The following is a 20,282-nucleotide window of genomic DNA, read 5'->3' as shown; positions in this document are numbered from 1 at the left end:
TGAGAGACCGTGGCCGGATCGGCTGACTTCGACCTGTACCGCCCGTCCGAGGAGCACGACATGCTCCGCGACGCCGTCCGCTCCCTGGTCGAGGCGAAGATCGCGCCGTACGCCGCGGCGGTGGACGAGGAGGCCCGCTTCCCGCAGGAGGCCCTCGACGCCCTCGTCGCCAATGACCTGCACGCGGTGCACGTCCCCGAGGAGTACGGCGGCGCCGGCGCCGACGCGCTCGCCACGGTCATCGTGATCGAGGAGGTGGCCCGCGCCTGCGTGTCCTCCTCCCTCATCCCCGCCGTGAACAAGCTCGGCTCCCTCCCGGTGATCCTCTCCGGCGGCGAGGAGCTGAAGAAGAAGTACCTGACCCCGCTCGCCAAGGGCGACGCGATGTTCTCGTACTGCCTCTCCGAGCCGGAGGCGGGCTCGGACGCGGCCGGCATGAAGACCAAGGCGGTCCGCGACGGCGACCACTGGATCCTCAACGGCGTGAAGCGCTGGATCACCAACGCCGGCGTGAGCGAGTACTACACGGTCATGGCGGTCACGGACCCCGCCAAGCGCTCGAAGGGCATCTCGGCGTTCGTCGTCGAGAAGTCGGACGAGGGCGTCTCCTTCGGCGCCCCGGAGAAGAAGCTCGGCATCAAGGGCTCCCCGACCCGCGAGGTCTACTTCGACAACGTCCGCATCCCCGCCGACCGCATGATCGGCGAGGAGGGCTCCGGCTTCATGACCGCCATGAAGACCCTGGACCACACCCGCATCACCATCGCCGCGCAGGCGCTCGGTGTCGCGCAGGGCGCCTTCGACTACGCCAAGGGCTATGTCCAGGAGCGCAAGCAGTTCGGCAAGCCGATCGCCGACTTCCAGGGCATCCAGTTCATGCTCGCCGACATGTCGATGAAGATCTCGGCGGCCCGCGCCCTCACCTACCAGGCCGCCGCCGCCTCCGAGCGCGGCGACGCCGACCTCACCTACCTGGGCGCCGCCGCCAAGTGCTTCGCCTCGGACGTGGCGATGGAGGTCACCACGGACGCCGTCCAGCTGCTCGGCGGCTACGGCTACACCCGTGACTACCCGGTGGAGCGCATGATGCGCGACGCCAAGATCACGCAGATATACGAGGGAACGAACCAGGTCCAGCGCATCGTCATGGCCCGCAACCTGCCGTAGCGGCAAGGGGCTTCGGGTCTCATCCAGAAGGCGTCCTCCGGGGCGCCTTTCTGCTGTTCGGCCGCACCTTACGACCGGTCGGTCACATGCGGGCCGGGCGCGGCCGACGTAGGACGGAAAGCACACGGGGCCCGCCCCGGGCCCCCGCCTCTCCGAGGAGGAGCCATGACCCAGTCCCAGATGATGCCGGCGCTCACCCAGCAGGTGCAGGACTGCATCGAGGCCTGCATGGACTGCCACGGCATGTGCGAGGAGACCATGAGCTCCTGCATGCAGAAGGGCGGCCAGCAGCAGATGCAGGTCATGCGCGCCCTGATGGACTGCTCCGAGACCACCCGCATGTGCGCCGACATGATGATGCGCCGCTCGCCCATGTCCGCCGAGATGTGCACGCTCTGCGCCAAGGTGTGCGAGATGTGCGCCGAGGCGTGTATGTCCATGCCGGACGACCAGCAGATGATGCGCTGCGCGGAGGCGTGTCGCCGCTGCGCGGAAACCTGTCGGGCGATGGCGGGCGCCGGCATGTGAGCCCTGCCCGGACGGCAGAGCGAGGGCACCCGCAGGGGTGCCCTCGCTCTCGGTACGGCTTCTCCGTACGTGCTGTCCGAAGGGTCGGTCAGTTGCCGGAGACGGTGACCTTCTGGTCGTTGTTCAGCTCGTTCACCAGCGTCTTGACCTTGGCCTTGTCCCAGACGAGGTTGCCGCCGACGGAGCCCGATATCGGCATGTTCATCGACGTGCCGTCACCGCCCTGGACGCCCTTCATCGCCCAGAACATCGAGGCCAGGTCCCACAGGGACATGTCCTTGTCGACGATCAGGGAGTCCAGGCCCGCGCCCATGGTCGGGTAGAACCTGAAGGGGTTGAGGACGGTCGAGGGGGTGGCCACCTGGTGGGCCAGCGCCGACAGGAACTTCTGCTGGTTCTTGGTGCGCTGCAGGTCGGAGGCGGCGAACGCGTGCCGGGTGCGGACGAAGGCGAGGGCCTGCGCGCCGTTCAGCGTCTGGTTGCCGGCCTTGAAGTCGGCGCCCGAGTACGAGTCCTTGAAGCCCTTGTCGATGTTGATGGTGACACCGCCGACCGCGTCCACGATCTTGGCGAAGCCCTGGAAGCCGATCTCCACGTAGTGGTCGATGTGCAGACCGGTGTTGTACTCGATCGTGCGCACCAGCAACGTCGGGCCGTCGAACGCGTACGCCGCGTTCAGCTTGTTCTGGCCCATGGCGGGGCGGATCTTGCCGGAGGTGGAGCCCTGGAACGAGGGGATCGTCACGTTCGAGTCGCGCGGCAGCGAGATCAGCGTGTCGCCGTTGTCGCCGACGTGCAGGATCATCATCGAGTCCGTGCGCTTGCCCTGGGCGGAGCCGGTGTGCAGCCTCTTCTCGTCCGCCTTGGACATGCCCTCACGGCTGTCCGAGCCGACGATCAGGTAGTTCGTGCCGGAGCCGGTGGCCGGCCGGTCGATGACCTTGGACAGGTCGACCTCGCGGCGCAGCTTGGAGTCGGCCCAGAAGTAGGTCGCGACGGACGCGACGACCAGCACGGTCACGAGCGTGAGCGCGGTCCACTTCAGCCGGCGCCGCCAGTTCGGGCGCGGCCGGTAGTGGTCGAGCTCGGGGTCCGGGTCGTTGTCGTTGGGCACGAAGCCGCCGCCGCGCTGCCCGCCGCCGTACACCTGCCCGGTGTTGTAGCCGCTGTCGTAACCGGAGCCGTCGTCGTATCCCTGGCCGTCGACGTACGACGGCTGCTGGGGGACTCCGGCCCCGTACGGCGGCGCCGCCGGGCCGGGGTCGCCGTAGGAGCGCTGCCCGGGCGGTACCGCCGGGCCGCGCCGCACCTGCCGCATCACGCGGGCGCCCTCCGGCTGTGCGCCGGCACTGCCGCGTCCGTAGCGCGGGCCGCCGTTGTCGTCGGACCATCCCTCGGGCCAGTCATTCATGCGCCCCAGTGTGCAGGGCGCCGGTGTGAGGGTTACAAGAGCTGTCGGAAAATAAGGGCGGCCCTGTTGCGAAGCTGACACAAAATCCGGCGAATGTCGTTCGGCATAAGGTGGAGGGCATGACAGACCAGGTCACGGACGCGGAACCGGACATCCCCGGCAAGCCGACCTCCGCCTCGCGCACCACCCTCAGCCACATCATGACCCACAACGACACCAACCTGCTGGGGACGGTGCACGGCGGCGTGATCATGAAGCTGGTCGACGACGCGGCGGGCGCCGTGGCGGGCCGGCACTCCGGCGGTCCCGCCGTGACCGCGTCGATGGACGAGATGGCCTTTCTGGAGCCGGTCCGCGTCGGTGATCTGGTCCATGTGAAGGCGCAGGTGAACTGGACCGGCCGGACCTCCATGGAGGTCGGTGTCCGGGTCCTCGCCGAGCGCTGGAACGAGTCGGCCCCGCCCACCCAGGTCGGCTCCGCCTACCTGGTCTTCGCGGCCGTCGACGCGGACGGCAAGCCGCGCCGGGTGCCGCCGGTGGTCCCGGAGACCGACCGCGACCGCCGCCGCTACCAGGAGGCCCAGATCCGCCGCACCCACCGCCTGGCCCGCCGCCGGGCCATTCGCGAGCTGCGGGAGAAGCGCGCCGCCGAAGGCTTCGAGGACTAGCAGCCGCCGCGCCTCATGAGCCGGCGCCCGGGCACACGACCTCGCTGCCGCGCACAGCCGTCTGCTGCGGCTGGGCGGGGTCCTCGAAGTGCACCTTGTGCACGTCCTTGAAGTCCGCCCCGGCGATCACCCTCAGCAGCGGGCCCTGGCCCGGTACGGCGCGCAGCTGGGCCCCCGGCAGGGCGGCCGCCAGGGCCCGGGCCGAGCGGTCCCAGCGGGGGTCGTAGGAGATCACGGTGTGCGGCACGTGCGCGGCGGCCGTCACCGGCAGGCGTGTCGTGGCGAAGCCGGTCGCCGCGAGCCCCGCGTCGACGCGTTTGCCGAGGCCGATCGTGCCGGTGCCGTTCTCCACCTGGACCCGGATCTGCCGCGGATCCACCTCCACGGGCGCCGAGGGCGCGGGGCCGTGGCCGCGCTGCGGCTGGTCCACGGTGAGCGGCTTGTCGTCGCGCAGGGCCGAGAAGAGCTGCTCCGCCTTGGCCTGGTCCCACTTCACGGTCGAGCCGAGGCCCTTGACGGTGTAGTTCATCTGCACGATGGGCACGGTGGCGAACTCGGAGGAGGACGGGGAGAAGTTCCGCATGGCCCGGCCGAGGTCGAGCAGTTCGTCGGTGCCGAAACCCTCGTCGGCGCGGACCGAGCCGAGCACCGCGCGGGTCACGTCCCTGAACCGCATCGGGTTCAGCAGCACCCCGGAGGAGGTGGCCCGCTCGATCAGCGCGGCGAGGAACCGCTGCTGCCGCTGCATCCGGCCGAAGTCGCTCGCCGAGTCCACGTGCCGGGCCCGCACGTACTGCAGGGCCTGCCCGCCGCTCAGCATGTGCGTGCCGGGGCTGAGGTCGAGGCCGGTGTAGGAGTCCTTCAGCGGGGTCGTCGTGCAGACGTTCACCCCGCCGAGGACGTCCACGGTCCGCATGAAGCTGGTGAAGTCGACCTCCAGATAGTGGTCGATCTTCACATGGGTCATGTTCTCGACCGTGCGGATGGTCAGCTGGGGACCGCCCTCGGCGTAGGCCGCGTTGAGCTTGACCGGGTGCGCTGCGACCTCCTGCCGGGAGGCGGCGTCGGTGTGCGCGGGCACCTCGGCGTAGGAGTCGCGCGGCAGGCTCACCACGGTGGCCCGCTCCCGGTTCTCCGAGACGTGCACGATCATCATGGTGTCGGTGCAGTGGCAGGGCACCCCGCCCAGCCGGTACTCCCGCCGCTCCCGCGCGGTGATCCTGTCGCGGCCGTCGGTGCCGACCAGCAGGATGTTCATGCCCTGGCCCGCGCGCGGCCGGTTCTTCATGTCCTTGAAGGCGTCGATGCGGGCGATCCCCGCGTCCAGGCTGCTCATCACCGCGTGCCCGATCCCGGCGGAGGCGAGCACCACGACGGACAGCGTGCTCACCGCTCGCATGGCCCACCGGGGCCGCCGGGGCGGCCGTACGGACCGCACGGGCCGCTCGGGCGGACGCGGCACACGGCGGGGTGGCTGCGGTCGGCGCTGCGGACGAGCGGGGGACCGGGGCGGGCTTGCCAACGGGGACACCTCCGGACGAGGCCGTACGTGGGATCCGTGAGCACGGTAGGCCGATACGATCTCCAGCCCGGCCCTCCGCCCCGGCGGCGCGCACCGGTGTCCCCCGTTCGCGGTAACGTGAGCCCCCTATGAACGCCAAGCCCGACGTGCGACACCCCGCCGTATCTGTGATCATGCCCGTCCTCAACGAGGAGCGGCATCTGCGCGGGGCCGTCCAAGCGATCCTCGCGCAGGAGTACGCCGGCGAGATGGAGGTCGTGATCGCCCTCGGTCCGTCCACGGACCGCACGGACGAGATCGCCGCCGAGCTGGTCCGTGAGACCGCGTCCCAGAGCAAGCGCGTGCACACCGTCCCCAATCCCACCGGCCGTACCCCCGCCGCGCTGAACGCGGCGATCAAGGCCTCCCGGCACCCGATCGTGGTCCGCGTCGACGGCCACGGCATGCTCTCGCCGAACTACATCGCCACCGCTGTGAGGCTCCTGGAGGAGACCGGCGCGCAGAACGTCGGCGGCATCATGCACGCCGAGGGCGAGAACGACTGGGAGCACGCCGTCGCCGCCGCGATGACCTCGAAGATCGGGGTCGGCAACGCCGCCTTCCACACGGGCGGCGAGGCCGGGCCCGCCGACACCGTCTACCTCGGGGTGTTCCGCCGCGAGGCCCTGGAGCAGCAGGGCGGCTACAACGAGGAGTTCATCCGCGCCCAGGACTGGGAGCTGAACTTCCGGATCAGGGAGGCGGGCGGACTCATCTGGTTCTCGCCCGAGCTGAAGGTGTCGTACCGGCCGCGGCCCTCCGTCCGCGCGCTGGCCAAGCAGTACAAGGACTACGGCCGCTGGCGGCACGTCGTGGCCCGCTACCACTCCGGCTCCATCAACCTGCGCTACCTCGCCCCGCCGGCGGCGGTGTGCGCGATAGCGGCCGGCACAGTGGTCGGCGTGGTGCTCACCCCGTGGGCCCTCGTCGTGCCCGGCGGCTATCTGGCGGCGATCGTCGCGGGCTCGCTCCCGGCGGGCAAGGGGCTGTCCCCGAAGGCCCGGCTGCAGATCCCGGTGGCCCTGGCCACGATGCACATGTCGTGGGGCTGGGGCTTTCTGACCAGCCCGAAGTCGCTGGCGCGGAAGGTCATCGCCTCGCGGCGGCCGGCGGTGTACAGCGCCTGACCATGTGCCGGGGCCCCGTCGCCGGGGCCCCGGCACCGGTCACCACTGATAGGGCTTGTACACGTCCATGCACTTCGACGTGTCCGAGCCGTTGACGGCGTCGGTGCCGTCCGGGATGTCCCCGGCCTTCGGCTTCGACTCCTTGGGATACGACGTCCCGGTGCGCCAGTCCGCGCCGACGACGACCGTGACGCCGGACACGTCGGTCGAGCGCGTCACCGAACTCGCCGGGATCCCCAGCGCCTTGGCCACGGCCTCGGCGTCGCCCTGCAGATCCGTGCTCGGGTACTGCACGATCGTCTTGTCCACCGACCGCGTGCCCGAGGTGTCGGCCGCCGCCCTGGCGTAGCCCGCCTGTACGAGGACGTCGCTGACCGCCGAAGCCCGGTGCTGCACGGCGGCCTCGGTCGAGGTCTGCGTGCCGTTCTGCACCAGCACCCCGAGCCGACTCGGATCCGTGGAGGGCGTCTTGGCCGGGGCGGGCCTGCTCGAGACCTGCTTCGTACCGGAGCCGTTCTTGTCGCCGTTCTTGTCCAGCGGCACGTCGTCGCGGAGCATCTGCCACAGCTTGTCGGCGTTCGCCTTGTCCGGCACGACGTGGTTGCGGGGGTCCTGCGGATCGGGGAGGTTGGGCATCGTCACCGACGTGATGCGGTCGGACGGCACCGACTTCATCTCCATGCCCAGGTCGTACAGTTTCTTGACCGTGCCGATCTCCTCGGACACCTTCAGGGACTTGGTGGCGGCCTCGGCCAGGTTCATCAGGCGCCCGGTGTCGGTGAAGACGTTCTGCTGCCGCAGCGTACGCATCATCGAGTTCAGGTACATGTGCTGGGCGCGGGCCCGCAAGGGATCGCTGCCCCAGGCGTGCCGGGTGCGCAGCCACTGCAGTGCCTGCACGCCCTGGACCTTGTGCGTGCCGGCCGTCATCTTCAGCCAGGAGCCGCCGGGCTGGGCAGGGGTCGGGTGGTCCCACACGTTCTGCTTCACACAGACGTCGACCCCGCCGATGGCGTCCGCCATCCGCACCACACCGGAGAAGTCGATCGTCATCCAGTGGTCGATGTAGACCCCGGTGAGGTTCTCCCAGGTGGACAGTGTGCAGCCGGCCCCGCCACGGCCCAGGGTGGTGTTGATGATGTCGTTCGTCGCCGGGTACGACTTGCCGGTGTCGGGGTCCTTGCACGGGGGGATGTCGACACGGGTGTCCCGGGGGATGCTCACCATGGCGGCGCTCTTGCGGTCCGCTGAGAGGTGGATGAGCATCTGCACGTCCCCGTTCGGGGGGCCGCCGACGCTGGCCTTGCTGCCGCCGAGCTTCAGGTTCTCGGCCGAGTTACGGCTGTCCGAGCCGATCAGCAGGATGTTCAGCGGCGTCTGGCCGGCGGCGTTCGGTGCGGTCTTCTGCGCCTTGCCGTCGCCGCTGCTGCGCGCGCCCTTCCGGATGTTCGCGTTCAGGTGCTGGTAGTACAGGTAACCGGCTCCCGCCGTACCGAGTATGACCACCGCCAGCACGGTCGCGGACCAGCGCAGGGCGCGCCGTCTGCGCCGTGGCCGCTCGGCCGTGGAACCCCCTCTGCGCTGCCCCCCGCCGTGCCGGCTGGACCGCTCCGGTGTGTCCCGGTCCTGCGGTGCGAGCGACATCGTGTCGTCGACCGCAGGGTCCTGCCCTCGCACATCGCTCTGCGCCAAACTTCCTGCCCTCCCCACCCTTTGCGCGTTACAACGGGCCCGTCCCGCGTCCGGTTAGACGCACGACGGGCCCGTTGGGTTACCTACGACGCGCACTTCACCTTGTCCGCCGTGGACTTGTCCACGTCCGGAGCCTTCTTCGGAGCGGTGAGCGAGACACCCGCGCCCTTGAAGTCCTTGCCCAGGGTCAGCGTCATCGCCGGCAGTCCCTGGGAGTTGATCACGCTCTTGCCGGGCTTGAGCGCGGAACCGGGCAGCCCCATCAGCTGAGCCAGCTCGCGGGCCTGCGCCGCCTGGCCGGGCGCGTACTCCAGCGTGGTCTTGTCCAGCTCCGCGGGCGCGTTGCCCGCGTTCTCCGACTTGAGCACGCCCTGCTGGTTCTGCAGCCAGTCCAGGGTCTGCTGCGCGCTGCCGCCCACGGCACCGCCGTTGAGGATCCGCACCCGCACGTCGGAGGGCGCGGACCTGCTGCCCTTCAGGCGTGCGGCCTCCGCGTCCTTCTCCGCCTTCTGCTTCTTCTTCACCTCGGTGAAGGAGACGTCGTTGTTGATCGCGTCGAACACCTGCGGGGCGACCGCCGGGTCGACGATCACCGTCTTGTGGACGACACCGTCCGCCGGGTTGTCCTTCACCGGCACCGTGACGAAGGTGATGTTCTTCGTCGGCACCTTCTTCAGCTCCAGCGCGATGTCCTTGAGCGTGCCCACGGAGCCGATGCCCTTGTCGACGGTCAGCGCCTTGGTGGCGGCCTCGGCGAGGTCGATCAGCTTGCTCGGGTTGGTGAGCGTGTCGCTGGAGGACATCTTCCGCATCAGCGAGGCCATGAACTGCTGCTGGACCTTGATGCGGTCCAGATCGCCCTGGTTGCCCCAGCTGTGCCGGGTGCGGACGAAGGCCAGCGCCTGCTCGCCCTCGATCTTGTGCTTGCCGGCGGGCAGGTTGAGATGCGACTCCTTGTCGTTCACCGCGTGCGCGAGACAGACGTCCACGCCGCCGACGGCCGTCGTCAGCGTCTTGACCGCGTTGAAGTCCACCATCATGAAGTGGTCCGGCTGGATGCCGGTGACCTCCTTGACGGTGCGCATGGTGCAGCCGGGGTCCCGCCCGTCCTGTCCGAGGCTGGTGTTGAAGCGGACGTTCTCCGTAGCGGGGATGACCTTCTCGGTGCCGTCGGCCTCCTTGGTCGGGCAGTCCGGCACGTTGACGATGAGGTCGCGCGGAATGCTGAGCGCGGTCGCGTTCGTCCGGTCCTTGGAGACGTGCAGCAGGATGTTGGTGTCGGCGTGCCCGACGCTGCCCTTGTCGCCGTAGCCCGTGTTGCCCTTCCCGGTGCGTTTGTCGGTGCCGATGATCAGGATGTTGAAGGCGTCGTCCTTGCTGAAGCCGTTCTTGGCCGCGCTGCCGACGTCCGTCGTGGTGACGTTGCCCTCGAGGTGCTTGAGGTAGAGATAGCCGGCGGTGCCGATGGCGACGAGCACGAAGGCCGTGCCGCCGGCGGTCCACGCCAGCACCTTCTTCGCCTTCGACTTCTTCTTCACCGGCCGCCGGGCGGCCCTGCGCCCCTGCGGGGTCTCCGGCTCGCCGCCCCGGCGCCGGCCCGACCGCGGCGGCGGTACGGCGTCCCCGCGCCCCTGGCGCGGCTCACGCGTCGCGCCGGGTGCCGAGTCGTCACGGCGGCGCGGCGCACCGGAGCCCGCCCGGGAGGCGGGTCTGCGGGGTCCGGGAACCGACGACTGCTCTGCGGAAGGGCCCAGTCGCAGTTCGTATTCGCCGGTGTTCGGATTGAGCACCCACTGGTCTGCGGGATCGATGTTGTCCGCCCGCCCACGGCCTTGCGCGTCCACGGTTGTCCGAATCCTCCGTCGGGGCCACGCGGCGCCTTCCCCCTCAAAGACGCTCGGGTCTCGGTGAAACAGTGCACGGCCCCAGGACGGATCTCGCGGCCGGGTGCACCGGATCGCTCACACTATCCGCCCAGTTCAGCGTCAAGCGACGCCGGTGACAAATTCCCCGTGCCTACAACTGGGCAATCCGCCTCATTTCCCGGACGGAAGTTCGCCGTCTTGATGTGCGCATCACTGGCAGGTGTGTTCGGCGGCGGTGTTCCCGCGGAATGTCGGTGTGGGGGACGGGCCGGCGGGCGGCTCGCCCTCGCCGTCCGTTCCGCCCGTCCCCCCGCTCGTCTCCGCCCCGGTTTCCGGGGCCTGCTGCGGTGTCTCCCGGGTCACCGCCACGGGCTGGTCGGCCCGCAGCCGGGCGAACAGCTTCTCGGCTTCCGGCTCCACGAGTTGGTCACGATTGGCGTCGTAGACGTACGACTCCCTCGGCACCGTCAGGAACTGCACCCGTTCGGTGGGGATCTGGCGCAGCCCGCGCACCAACTGGTACAAGCCACGCAGACTGGCCAGTTCCGGGTCCGTGGTCAGCGAGGAGGTCGCCGCGTCGAGCACCGGATACAGCTTCACCGGGTTCAGCAGCACATCGCCGCTCTGCATCTTGTCGACGAGCGCGCCGAGGAACCGCTGCTGGCGTTCCATCCGTTCGGTGTCGCTGCCGTCGCCGAGCGACTTGCGGGCCCGCACGAACCCGAGCGCCTGCTCCCCGTTGAGCGTGACCCTGCCGGCGGGCAGCTTCAGCAGGGCCGCCTTGTCGTCGATGGGCTCCTTCAGGCAGACCTGCACCCCGTCGACGGCGTTCACCATCTTCTTGAACCCGCTGAAGTCCACGACCACGTGATGGTCGATCCGAATGTCCGTCAGCTTCTCCACGGTCCGGATCGTGCACGCCGAACCGCCCAGCTGGAAGGAGTGGTTGAACATCGCGAACACCGGCTCGCTGCGGCTGCCGTCCGGTTGCCGGCAGCCGGGGATGTCCACCATCAGATCCCTCGGCAGCGACACGGCGGTGGCACTGCGCCGGTCGGCGGCCAGATGCAGCAGGATCGTGGTGTCCGACCGCTCGCTGCCCAGATCCGGCCCGTACGCGGAGTTCCCCTCCCCGGCCCGCGTGTCCGACCCGATCAGCAGGATGTTCTGCGCGCCCCGCACCAGTTCGGTGGGCCGCTCCCGCTCGTACCGGGCCAGTTCGCGGGCGGCCGCGTCGTCCGCCGTGATGTTCGCGCTGAGCTTGGCGTAGAGGGCCCAGCCGGTCCCGGCGGCCGCCGCGACGAGGACGGCGGCACCGAGCGCCGTCGCTCGCAGCCACCGCCGCCGACGCCGCCGTACGAGCCCTGTGCCGGTGGCGGAGGCCCCGGGACCGGGGCCGGGACCGAGGGCCTTGCCTGCGGTGTCAGGCACGGTCGGGGCACCCCCTCATGGCGTACGAGCGTCACGTCCTGCTCTTACGACCATGGCGGGGCAGGGCGGGGGAAGCGCCCTGTGCTACTCCACTCGGGGGACGGCGGTGCCGCTCAGCGGCGCACGGCGGTCACCCGCTCGCTCTCGATCCGCTTGGCGAGAGCCTCCTCGTCCAGCCGGTCCAGATGCCGGCACAGCACCACGGATCCGCCGGTGACCAGCGGCGCGTACAACCCCGCGCCGACCCCTTCCCAGGTGTCGTACGACAGCCCGGACAACAGCCTCGATCCGGGCCCCGTCAGATCCAGCGAGGGCGCCTCGGCCAGGGCCCGCTGAACGACCTCCGCCCCGCTGAACTCCCGCCCGGCGACGATCAGCGCGGGCTCGTCGGGGTCCGCCGGAGCGAACGGCGCGAACCGGTCCCCCTGACCGGGCACTTCCACCGCGTAGTCGACGAACCCCTCCGGGGCCTGCGGAAACCGTCCGCCGAGCGGCCGTAGCGCCAGCGCCACCCGCTCACCCCGGCACGCCCGCGCCGCGGCCAGCGAGTCCGGCCCGCTGACGACGACGTCCGCCGCGGCCGGATCCCCGCCGACGTCCGCCACCGCCCCCACCGCGGAGCAGGCCAGCAGCCACACCGCCGTCTGCCAGTGCGCGGGCAGCAGCAGCGCGACCCGGTCACCGGGACCGGCGGACAGGTCTCCCTGAAGGAGGTTCGCGGTCTTGGCCACCCAATTGGCGAAGGTGGCCACGGACAGTTCGACGCGTTCGCCCGTGGCGTCGTCGTAGAAGGTCACCAGCGGGCGGCCGGGGTCCGCGGCGAGCGCGGAAGCCAGCAGGTCGGCAGGGGTGCGATCGGTGGCGTTCACCCGGGAAAGGGTACGCGCGGGCGGGCGCGCGCAGCGTGCGGTGGGGCCACCGGTTCGGCGGAACGGTTTCCGACGGTCCGTCAGTTCATGGATGGACAGATTTGTATGACTATGCCCAAGATCATGGCTATGCGTGGATTCCTGACTTCGTCCAACGGCGCCCCCTCGATCGCCGTCTCCTCGATCGGCGTCACCTGCGCCGCGGCCCTCGCGCTTCCGCTGCTGGCCCTGCCCGCGGCCGCCGCACCCGCACGGCCGTCCGTGGCCGCCGCATCCGTACGGCCGCCCGCGGCCGGTGTGCCGGGCAGCACGCGCTCGCTGCCCCTCGTCCCCCTGTCCCGCGAGCGGGTCCTCGGCACCGCCCCGGAACAGGGCCTGTACCGGTCCGACGGCGAGCACTTCTCGCTGGTCGGGGTCGTCTGGGACGACCCGGACGCCGAACTGCACGGCCGGGTCCAGGTGCGGACCCGGTCGGCGCGGACGGGGAAGTGGTCCGGCTGGCAGGACGTCGAGACGCACAACGCCGACCACGGCGCCGACCCGGGTACGGCGGAACGCGACGCGCGGCGGGTGCGCGGGGCGACCGCACCGCTGTGGGTGGGCGAATCCGACGGCGTGGACCTCCGGGTGCGCGCCGCCGGCGGGGAGGCGTGGGACGGGGGTACGGCCGAACTCCAGCGCCCGGAGCCCCCGTTGCCCTCCGGCCTGCGCCTGGAACTCGTCGACCCCGGTGCGGAGGCGGCGCCCGGGGACGCGCCGGCCCAGGCGCCCCGTACCGGTCCGCGCTCGGAGGCGGCACGCGCGGCCTCCGCCGCCAACACGGACATCGCCCGCTTCGGCGTCCTGGAGATCCCGGCGCTGGGCAAGCGGGCCACCGAGCGGGAACTCGCCCGCCTGGAAGGTCCGGTGCGGGCCAGGCCGTACATCGGGCCGCGCCCGCGGATCGTCACCCGCCGCGGCTGGGGCGCGGACGAGTCCCTGCGCCAGAGCGGGTTCGTCTACACGAAGAAGCTCAAGGCGGCTTTCGTGCACCACACGGCCTCCGGCAACAAGTACAGCTGCTCGCAAGCCCCCTCCGTCATCCGCAGTATCTACCGCTACCACGTCGCGAGCATGGGCTGGCGGGACATCGGCTACAACTTCCTCGTCGACAAGTGCGGAACCATCTACGAGGGCCGGGCCGGTGGCGTGGCGAAGGCGGTCCTCGGCGCGCACACCCTCGGCTTCAACAACAACAGCATGGGCATCGCCGTGATCGGCTCGTACGGCACGGCGAAGCCGTCCGGCGCCGCGGTGACGGCCGTCGCCCGGCTCATCGCGTGGAAGCTCGGACTCTACGGAGCCGATCCGCGCGGCAGGACATATCTCACGTCGGGTGGTGGCAACCTCTACGCCAAGGGTAAGAAGGTACGACTGCACGTGATCTCCGGCCATCGGGACGGATTCGCCACCGAGTGCCCCGGCAAACGGCTTTACGCCAAGCTCGGTACGGCCCGTTCCAGCGCAGCGCGCTACCAGGGGCGCTGAGCCGGCCGGGGGTGCGTGCTCGGCGCCGTCATCGTCGGCTCGCCGCTCTCACACCGTTCTCTCACCGATCTCGTGGGAAACCGGGTGGTTGTCAAGGGAGCCGCCGCTACGGTCTGCATACACTGACCGGCCGAAACGAGTGAAACGAGTAGGTCGGCCGATCCCGGCAGGAAGCAGAGACGACAGGTGACAGAAGCGATCCTCCTGGTCGGCGGCAAAGGCACCCGGCTGCGTCCGCTCACGGTGCACACGCCCAAGCCCATGGTCCCCGCCGCCGGGGTGCCGTTCCTCACGCACCAGCTGGCGCGCGCCAAGGCGGCCGGCGTGGACCACATCGTCCTCGCCACCAGCTATCTGGCGGAGGTCTTCGAGCCGTACTTCGGCGACGGCTCCTCCCTGGGCCTGCGCATCGAGTACGTGACGGAGGAGGAGCCGCTCGGCACGGGCGGCGCCATCCGCAACGTCGCCTCGCGTCTGCACTCCGGCCCCGACGACCCGGTGCTGATCTTCAACGGCGACATTCTGACGGGTCTGGACATCAGGGCCCTGGTCGACACCCACCAGTCGACCGGCGCGGACGTCTCCCTGCACCTGACGAAGGTGACGGATCCGCGGGCCTACGGCCTGGTCCCCACGGACGAGACCGGCCGCGTCCTCGCCTTCCTGGAGAAGCCGCAGACGCCGGAGGAGATCGTCACCGACCAGATCAACGCGGGGGCGTACGTCTTCCGCCGCTCGGTCATCGACACGATCCCGCTGGGCCGCCCGGTGTCCGTGGAGCGCGAGACCTTCCCCGACCTCCTCTCGGCCGGCGCCCATCTCCAGGGCATGGTCGACTCCACGTACTGGCTGGACCTCGGCACCCCGGCGGCGTTCGTCCGCGGCTCGGCCGACCTGGTCCTGGGCCGCGCCCCGTCCCCGGCGGTCCCCGGCCGCTGCGGCGACCGCCTGATCCTTCCCACGGCGACGGTGGCGCCGGACGCCAAGCTGACCGGCGGCACGGTGGTCGGCGAGGGCGCGTTCGTGGCCGAGGGCGCGCGGGTCTCCGGCTCCACGATCCTCCCCGGGGCCGTCATCGAACCGGGCGCCGTCATCACCGACTCCCTCATCGGCACCAGGGCCCGCGTGGGCGAACGCACGGTCCTCACCGGCGCGGTCGTCGGCGACGGCGCGGTCATCGGCGCCGACAACGAACTCCGCGAGGGAGTACGCGTGTGGTGCGACGCCCGCATCCCGGCGGGCGCGGTGCGCTTCTCCTCCGACCAGTAACCAGGGCCCCCGGGGACGCCGCCACGCATGTGGGCTGCGCCCCCGGGGCCTCATGTGCCGGGGGCGGTTCCGCGGGTGCTTCGCCTGCGGGCGCGTCGTGGTTGCTCGCGATTGCGCGAGCGCGGGCAAGCGAACTCACCCCCCACCCCCGCGTCCCCCAGCACAGGGCGCCTCACAGCAACCCGATGTCCATCCGGGGCATCTTCGGCGCCCTGCGCGCGGGCACGTTCCCGCTCAGCAGGATCAACCGGACCGCCCGGTGCCGCTGCCCGGCATACGGCTCCAGCAAGCGCAGCATCACCGCATCGTCGGCATGCCGGTCCCCCGCCAGCGCCCACCCCACGATCCCCGGCAGATGCAGATCCCCGACGGTCACCGCATCCGCCGCGCCATGACTGCGCTGCACCACCTCCGCCGACGTCCACGGCCCGATCCCCGGCACGACCTCCAACCGCGCCTGAGCCTCGGCCGCCGGCATCCCCACAGCCTGCTCCAGCCGCGCGGCGACCCGTACGGCCCGCAGAATCGTCGACGCCCGCTTGTCGTCGACCCCGGCCCGATGCCACTCCCAGGAGGGAATCAACGCCCACGTCCGCGGCGCCGGCATCACGAACATCGGCCGTTCCCCAGCCCCCGCCGGTCCCGGTGCGCGCTCCCCGAACTTCCGCACGAGCAACCGCCACGCCCGGTACGCCTCATCCGTCGTGACCTTCTGCTCCAGCACCGACGGGATCAAGGACTCCAGCACCAGCCCGGTCCGCGTCAGCCGCAGCCCCGGCCGCCGATGCCGCGCCAGGGCCACGACCCGGTGCCGGGGCACGAACGCCTCCGGCTCGTCGGCCGCGCCGAGCCACTCGGGCAGCCGGTCCAGCAGCCACTCCGCGCCCGGCCCCCACGCCTCTCCGAGCACCTCACCGCCGTACGCCCGTACCCGCAGCGTGCCCGGCCCGGCGGGCGTACGGCCGGCCCGCCACACGGAACCGTCCGCGGTGGCCCGGAACGTGGGGTCGGCGGGCCCGCGCCGCAACGGTCCGAGCACCAGCCCGAGATCGAGCGGCCCGTCCGGCACCCACCGCCGTACCCGCGCCGGAGCCGAAGCCTGCCGCGGTATCCCGGCAGCGCCGCCCGCGGGCACGCCGGCATGGCCGCCGCGCACGGTCGTACGCGTGGGGCGCTGAGCGAAACGTCCTGCCACGTGAGGTCCTGTGAGGTGCTGTGAGGCCCAAGGGAGCCTGTGCCGTCCTTCGAGACTAGGCGGTCGTACGCCGGCTACGGCCGCGTACGCCGAACTCAGCGCACCTCTATGAAGGCCCCCGCGTCCCGCTCCGGTCGCGGTCTCGGCTCCTCGGCCGGATGCCCGACCGCCACCGCGCCCATCGGCTCCCAGTCCGCGGGCAGGTCGAGCACCCCGCGCACCACGTCAGGGCAGAACATCGTGGACGACACCCACGCCGAGCCCAGCCGCTCCCCGGCGAGCGCGACCAGCAGGTTCTGCACGCCCGCGCCCATCGCGACGACGAACATCTCCCGCTCGGCGCCGTCCCGCCGCGCGTCTCCGTAGTGATGGGAGCCGTCCATGACGAGACAGGGGACGATCAGATACGGCGCGTGACGCAGGACGTCACCGCGGCGCACCCGCTTCGCGATCGACTCCTCGCTCTTGCCGTCCCGGCGCAGGTCGGCGATCCAGGCGTCCCGCATCGCGTCCAGCAGCCGGGTCCGGGACCGGGCCGACTCCAGCAGGACGAACCGCCAGGGGGTGGTGTGGTGCGGGGCCGGTGCGGTCACCGCCGCCGCCACCGCGCGCCGTACCGCGCCGGGGTCCACGGGCTCGTCGGTGAACGCCCGGACCGTACGCCGCTGGGTCACCGCCTCGCGGACCGCCTCGGACGTGCCGAGCCGGAACATGTCGTCCCGCGCGGTCCGCACCAGAGCCCGCGCGCCCTCGCCGTCCTCGGGGGCCAGCACGTGCGGCAGGCCGCGCACCACAGCGACCGGCCGGCCCGCCGCCTTGCCCTTGACCAGGTCGCCGGCGGCGGCCAGTTCGTCCGCGGTGGCCACGATCGTGGCGCTGAGCGGATTGCCGTACGCGTCCGTGCCACCGCGCAGGTCGTCCAGCACGCGCACCCCGGCGGCGCCGATCGCCACGTCCGTGAGCCCCGAACGCCAGGGGCGCCCGAAGGTGTCGGTGATGACCACGCCGACGTCGACGCCGAGGGCGGCGCGCAGGCCGTCGCGGATCGCGCGCGCGGACGCGTCCGGGTCCTCCGGCAGCAACAGCACCGTGCCGGCGGGGGTGTTGGAGGCGTCGACCCCGGCGGCGGCCATGACCAGGCCCTGCCGGTTCTCCACGATCCTGAGGGTGCCGCGCCGGGCCACCACCCGGACCGTCTCGGCGTCGATGGCCGCCTCCCGGTCGGCCGCCTCGACGACGCGGCCCTCCGCCTTGGAGACGATCTTGGAGGTGACGAGCAGCACATCCCCGTCGGCCAGGCCCGGCTCGGCCGCGGCGATCAGCTTGGTGAGGTCGTCGCCCGGCTGCACCTCGGGGATGCCCGACAGGGCCCGGACCGTGTACTCCGGGCGGCACTCCGGGCGCTCCTCGCTCACGCTTCCCGCACCTCCTCGGCCAGCGCCAGCGCCTCCCGCGCCATCTGCGCGGCCGCGTCGACGTCGGTCATCATCAGCGGTACGGCCCGGCAGCGGATGCCGTCCGCCTCGACCCGCTCGACCGCGGCCGCGTCCACGGTGTCGACCAGCCAGCCGTCCAGCAGACCGGAGCCGTAGTGCTCGGCCACCGCGGCGGCCGTGGACTCCACGCCGACCGCGGCGAGCACCTTGTCGGCCATGCCGCGCACCGGGGCGTCCCCGACGATGGGGGACAGGCCGATCACGGGTACGCCCGCGTCCGCGATCGCCTCCCGGATTCCGGGCACGGCGAGGATGGTGCCGATGGACACGACCGGGTTGGACGGCGGGAAGAGGATGACGTCCGCCTGGGCGAGGGCCTCCAGCACGCCGGGCGCCGGCTTGGCCTGCTCGGCGCCGACCGGGAGCACGGCCTCGGCGGGGACGGAGGCCCGCAGCCGTACCCAGTACTCCTGGAAATGGACCGCCTTGCGCTCGCCGTCCACCTCGACGGCCACATGGGTCTCGACGCGGTCGTCGGTCATCGGGATCAGCCTCACGCCCGGCTTCCAGCGGTCGCACAGCGCCTCGGTGACGGCGCTGAGCGGATAACCCGCGCCGAGCATCTGCGTGCGCACGATGTGCGTGGCGAAGTCCCGGTCGCCGAGGCCGAACCAGTTCGGTCCGACCCCGTAGGCCGCCAGTTCCTCCTTGAGGTGGAAGGTCTCGTCGGACCGCCCCCAGCCCTGCTCCTCGTTGATGCCGCCGCCCAGCGTGTACATCACCGTGTCGAGGTCCGGGCAGACCTTCAGCCCGAAGAGGTGGATGTCGTCGCCGGTGTTGCCGATCACCGTGACGTCCGCGTCCGGCACGGCCCGCTTCAGACCGCGCAGGAACCGGGCACCGCCGATGCCGCCTGCCAGAACCACAATGCGCATGGGGCCCAGTGTTGCAGGCGGGTACGACAACGCGTCAGGCAGTCACCGGACGAGCCTCGCAGTGCGGGGAGGTGTGCATCGGCATCTGGGTCAGGCCCGGGTGGTACACGTGCAGGCTGACCGCCGGCTCCAGGGTGTCGTTGACGACCTCGTGGACGTACCCGGGCGCGAACACCCGCTGTGCTCCCGCCGTCAACGCGCGCGTGGCGCGTTCGGTGCGCTCGGTGAGCGTGCCCGCCAGGACGGTCAGGACACCGGAGGAGCGGCCGTGGTCGTGCGGCCCGCTGCCCTGCCCCGGCACCCAGGACAGCAGCCACACCTCGTAGCCGGGGCCGGTGCGCAGCCGGTGGTACCAGCGGCTCGTCGCGTCGTACCGCACGAGGTGTTCCCACTGGGAGCTGTCGGCGGCGATCCGGCGGGCGAGACCCACGAACTCGGCAACGGTGGCCGGGTGCTCGCGCGGCGGCTGGAGCAGGTGCGGGACTTCGAGGATGTCGCCGGCGATCTGGAGGTCGTTGTCACTGTTCATGGTGGTGCGGTGGTTCCTCGGTGGGAGACGGCCGGAGGGAACGGAGAACGGGAGAACCGGGTCCCGGGGGACGCGGCCCACAGCTGGAGCAGGGTGGGCTCAACAGCCGGAACAGCGACAACAGCTACAGCGGGACCGGGCAGCACCGAGGGACCCGGCGGTGCGGGTCGAGGTGAGTGCCAAGTGCGCGAGCATGCCCACTAGGACATCGGTTCACACCCGCAGTGTCAACTCGGCGCCCGGCATGTGGGACAGGTTTCACCTCATCCGGTTCATCTCGGAGGTGAAAGGTTTGTTCATCGGGGTGTCGGGACACATGGGGCACATCCGGCGCTCAAGCCGCGCGGAACGCGATCGAACGCCAGGGCGTCCTTCTCCGTATAGATGTCCGTACGGGTTCCGGGTGCCCCTCCGGGCCTCGTCTGCGTGTCACGGTTTAAGGCGATTTGAACACTTTCCGCACGGGCTTGGTTCCGCAGAGTGAATAACGGGCCCAATAGCAGATCTCGGCTTGACTCGCCCGGAGCAGCACACTTGTAATTTCACTCGTGTCGTTCAGCCGAAATCGGTAACGGCAACGCACACGGGGACGCGAAAGACAGACGAGGGGCGCACATGACCGAGCTGGTGCAGCAACTGCTGGTCGACGACGCGGACGAGGAACTCGGCTGGCAGGAGCGCGCGCTGTGCGCCCAGACCGACCCCGAGTCCTTCTTCCCCGAGAAGGGCGGCTCCACCAGAGAGGCGAAGAAGGTCTGCCTCGCCTGTGAGGTCCGCTCCGAGTGCCTCGAGTACGCCCTCGCCAACGACGAGCGCTTCGGCATCTGGGGCGGCCTGTCCGAGCGGGAGCGCCGCCGGCTGAAGAAGGCGGCCGTCTGACCGCACGGACGCGCACAAATCCACACCAAAACGTCACGAACGGCCCGTTGCCGGTGGGTTATCCACAGGCGGCGGGCCGACGTCATGGTCAGCCGATAGTGTGGTCGCTCGTCCGAGACGCCCCGCTGTCCCCTCGGCTCCCGAGAGGGCGCGGGCGTCCACCGCAGTCCATCGAACCGGGGCCCGTACCTCG

17 protein-coding genes are annotated in these 20,282 nt (G+C 71.1%); 7 read left to right on the top strand and 10 right to left on the bottom strand.

Going from position 1 to position 20,282, the window contains the following annotated elements; genetic code table 11:
• Positions 1–9: 9 nt before the first annotated feature.
• A complete protein-coding gene (locus ACWDEN_RS22345; protein WP_351603032.1) occupies positions 10–1,167 on the top strand; it encodes an acyl-CoA dehydrogenase family protein in 1,158 nt (385 codons plus the stop codon).
• Positions 1,168–1,332: 165 nt separating this feature from the next.
• On the top strand, positions 1,333–1,695 hold the full coding sequence (locus tag ACWDEN_RS22340) for a four-helix bundle copper-binding protein (RefSeq protein WP_351603034.1): 363 nt from the start codon (positions 1,333–1,335) through the stop codon (positions 1,693–1,695).
• An 88-nt stretch (positions 1,696–1,783) separates the two neighbouring features.
• Here ACWDEN_RS22340 and ACWDEN_RS22335 read toward each other — a convergent pair whose 3' ends face one another.
• A complete protein-coding gene (locus tag ACWDEN_RS22335) occupies positions 1,784–3,106 on the bottom strand; it encodes an LCP family protein (protein WP_450859951.1) in 1,323 nt (440 codons plus the stop codon).
• A 119-nt stretch (positions 3,107–3,225) separates the two neighbouring features.
• Here ACWDEN_RS22335 and ACWDEN_RS22330 point away from each other — a divergent pair, with 119 nt between their 5' ends.
• Positions 3,226–3,774 carry an acyl-CoA thioesterase gene (locus tag ACWDEN_RS22330; protein ID WP_351603038.1) on the top strand — a complete coding sequence of 183 codons (549 nt, stop codon included), beginning with the start codon at positions 3,226–3,228 and terminating at the stop codon, positions 3,772–3,774.
• A gap of 13 nt (positions 3,775–3,787) precedes the next feature.
• Here the strand turns inward: ACWDEN_RS22330 and ACWDEN_RS22325 are convergent, their stop codons facing one another.
• Positions 3,788–5,296 (bottom strand): LCP family protein, encoded by a 1,509-nt coding sequence (locus tag ACWDEN_RS22325; protein ID WP_450859950.1) that lies wholly within the window; start codon positions 5,294–5,296, stop codon positions 3,788–3,790.
• 128 nt (positions 5,297–5,424) lie between these two features.
• Between ACWDEN_RS22325 and ACWDEN_RS22320 the strand changes: the two genes are divergently transcribed.
• Positions 5,425–6,462, top strand: coding sequence for a glycosyltransferase family 2 protein (locus ACWDEN_RS22320; protein ID WP_351603042.1), 1,038 nt, complete (start codon positions 5,425–5,427; stop codon positions 6,460–6,462).
• A gap of 39 nt (positions 6,463–6,501) precedes the next feature.
• Here ACWDEN_RS22320 and ACWDEN_RS22315 read toward each other — a convergent pair whose 3' ends face one another.
• The 4 genes from ACWDEN_RS22315 to ACWDEN_RS22300 form a co-directional block, all read right to left on the bottom strand.
• Positions 6,502–8,106: an LCP family protein gene (locus ACWDEN_RS22315; RefSeq protein WP_351603098.1), complete on the bottom strand. Its 1,605-nt coding sequence runs from the start codon at positions 8,104–8,106 to the stop codon at positions 6,502–6,504.
• A gap of 131 nt (positions 8,107–8,237) precedes the next feature.
• Positions 8,238–9,998 carry an LCP family protein gene (locus ACWDEN_RS22310; RefSeq protein ID WP_351603044.1) on the bottom strand — a complete coding sequence of 587 codons (1,761 nt, stop codon included), beginning with the start codon at positions 9,996–9,998 and terminating at the stop codon, positions 8,238–8,240.
• Positions 9,999–10,229: 231 nt separating this feature from the next.
• A complete protein-coding gene (locus ACWDEN_RS22305) occupies positions 10,230–11,450 on the bottom strand; it encodes an LCP family protein (RefSeq protein WP_450859949.1) in 1,221 nt (406 codons plus the stop codon).
• Between the two features lie 113 nt (positions 11,451–11,563).
• Positions 11,564–12,319 (bottom strand): TIGR03089 family protein, encoded by a 756-nt coding sequence (locus ACWDEN_RS22300; protein ID WP_450859948.1) that lies wholly within the window; start codon positions 12,317–12,319, stop codon positions 11,564–11,566.
• Positions 12,320–12,448: 129 nt separating this feature from the next.
• Between ACWDEN_RS22300 and ACWDEN_RS22295 the strand changes: the two genes are divergently transcribed.
• Both ACWDEN_RS22295 and ACWDEN_RS22290 read left to right on the top strand, forming a co-directional pair.
• Complete coding sequence (locus ACWDEN_RS22295; protein WP_450859947.1) at positions 12,449–13,846, top strand: peptidoglycan recognition protein family protein; 1,398 nt, start codon at positions 12,449–12,451, stop codon at positions 13,844–13,846.
• 186 nt (positions 13,847–14,032) lie between these two features.
• Positions 14,033–15,115, top strand: a complete 1,083-nt coding sequence (locus tag ACWDEN_RS22290; RefSeq protein WP_351603052.1) for a mannose-1-phosphate guanylyltransferase — start codon at positions 14,033–14,035, stop codon at positions 15,113–15,115.
• Between the two features lie 172 nt (positions 15,116–15,287).
• Here the strand turns inward: ACWDEN_RS22290 and ACWDEN_RS22285 are convergent, their stop codons facing one another.
• The 4 genes from ACWDEN_RS22285 to ACWDEN_RS22270 form a co-directional block, all read right to left on the bottom strand.
• Entirely contained in the window at positions 15,288–16,310 is a 1,023-nt protein-coding gene (locus tag ACWDEN_RS22285; protein WP_351603054.1) for a DNA-3-methyladenine glycosylase family protein, read from the bottom strand.
• A gap of 95 nt (positions 16,311–16,405) precedes the next feature.
• The gene (locus tag ACWDEN_RS22280; protein WP_351603056.1) at positions 16,406–17,725 is read right to left on the bottom strand and encodes a coenzyme F420-0:L-glutamate ligase; all 1,320 of its coding nucleotides are present in this window, start codon (positions 17,723–17,725) and stop codon (positions 16,406–16,408) included.
• Complete coding sequence (cofD, locus tag ACWDEN_RS22275) at positions 17,722–18,681, bottom strand: 2-phospho-L-lactate transferase (RefSeq protein ID WP_351603058.1); 960 nt, start codon at positions 18,679–18,681, stop codon at positions 17,722–17,724. The genes ACWDEN_RS22280 and cofD overlap by 4 nt, the downstream gene beginning before the upstream one ends.
• Before the next feature lie 34 nt (positions 18,682–18,715).
• A complete protein-coding gene (locus ACWDEN_RS22270) occupies positions 18,716–19,210 on the bottom strand; it encodes a cysteine dioxygenase (protein WP_450859946.1) in 495 nt (164 codons plus the stop codon).
• A 615-nt stretch (positions 19,211–19,825) separates the two neighbouring features.
• Here ACWDEN_RS22270 and ACWDEN_RS22265 point away from each other — a divergent pair.
• The gene (locus ACWDEN_RS22265; protein WP_003975777.1) at positions 19,826–20,089 is read left to right on the top strand and encodes a WhiB family transcriptional regulator; all 264 of its coding nucleotides are present in this window, start codon (positions 19,826–19,828) and stop codon (positions 20,087–20,089) included.
• Positions 20,090–20,282: the final 193 nt, after the last annotated feature.

The organism is Streptomyces sp. NPDC001153, from assembly GCF_053598315.1.
The sequence above is the reverse complement of the archived record's forward strand: the minus strand, read 5'-3'. Positions and strand labels throughout refer to the sequence as shown.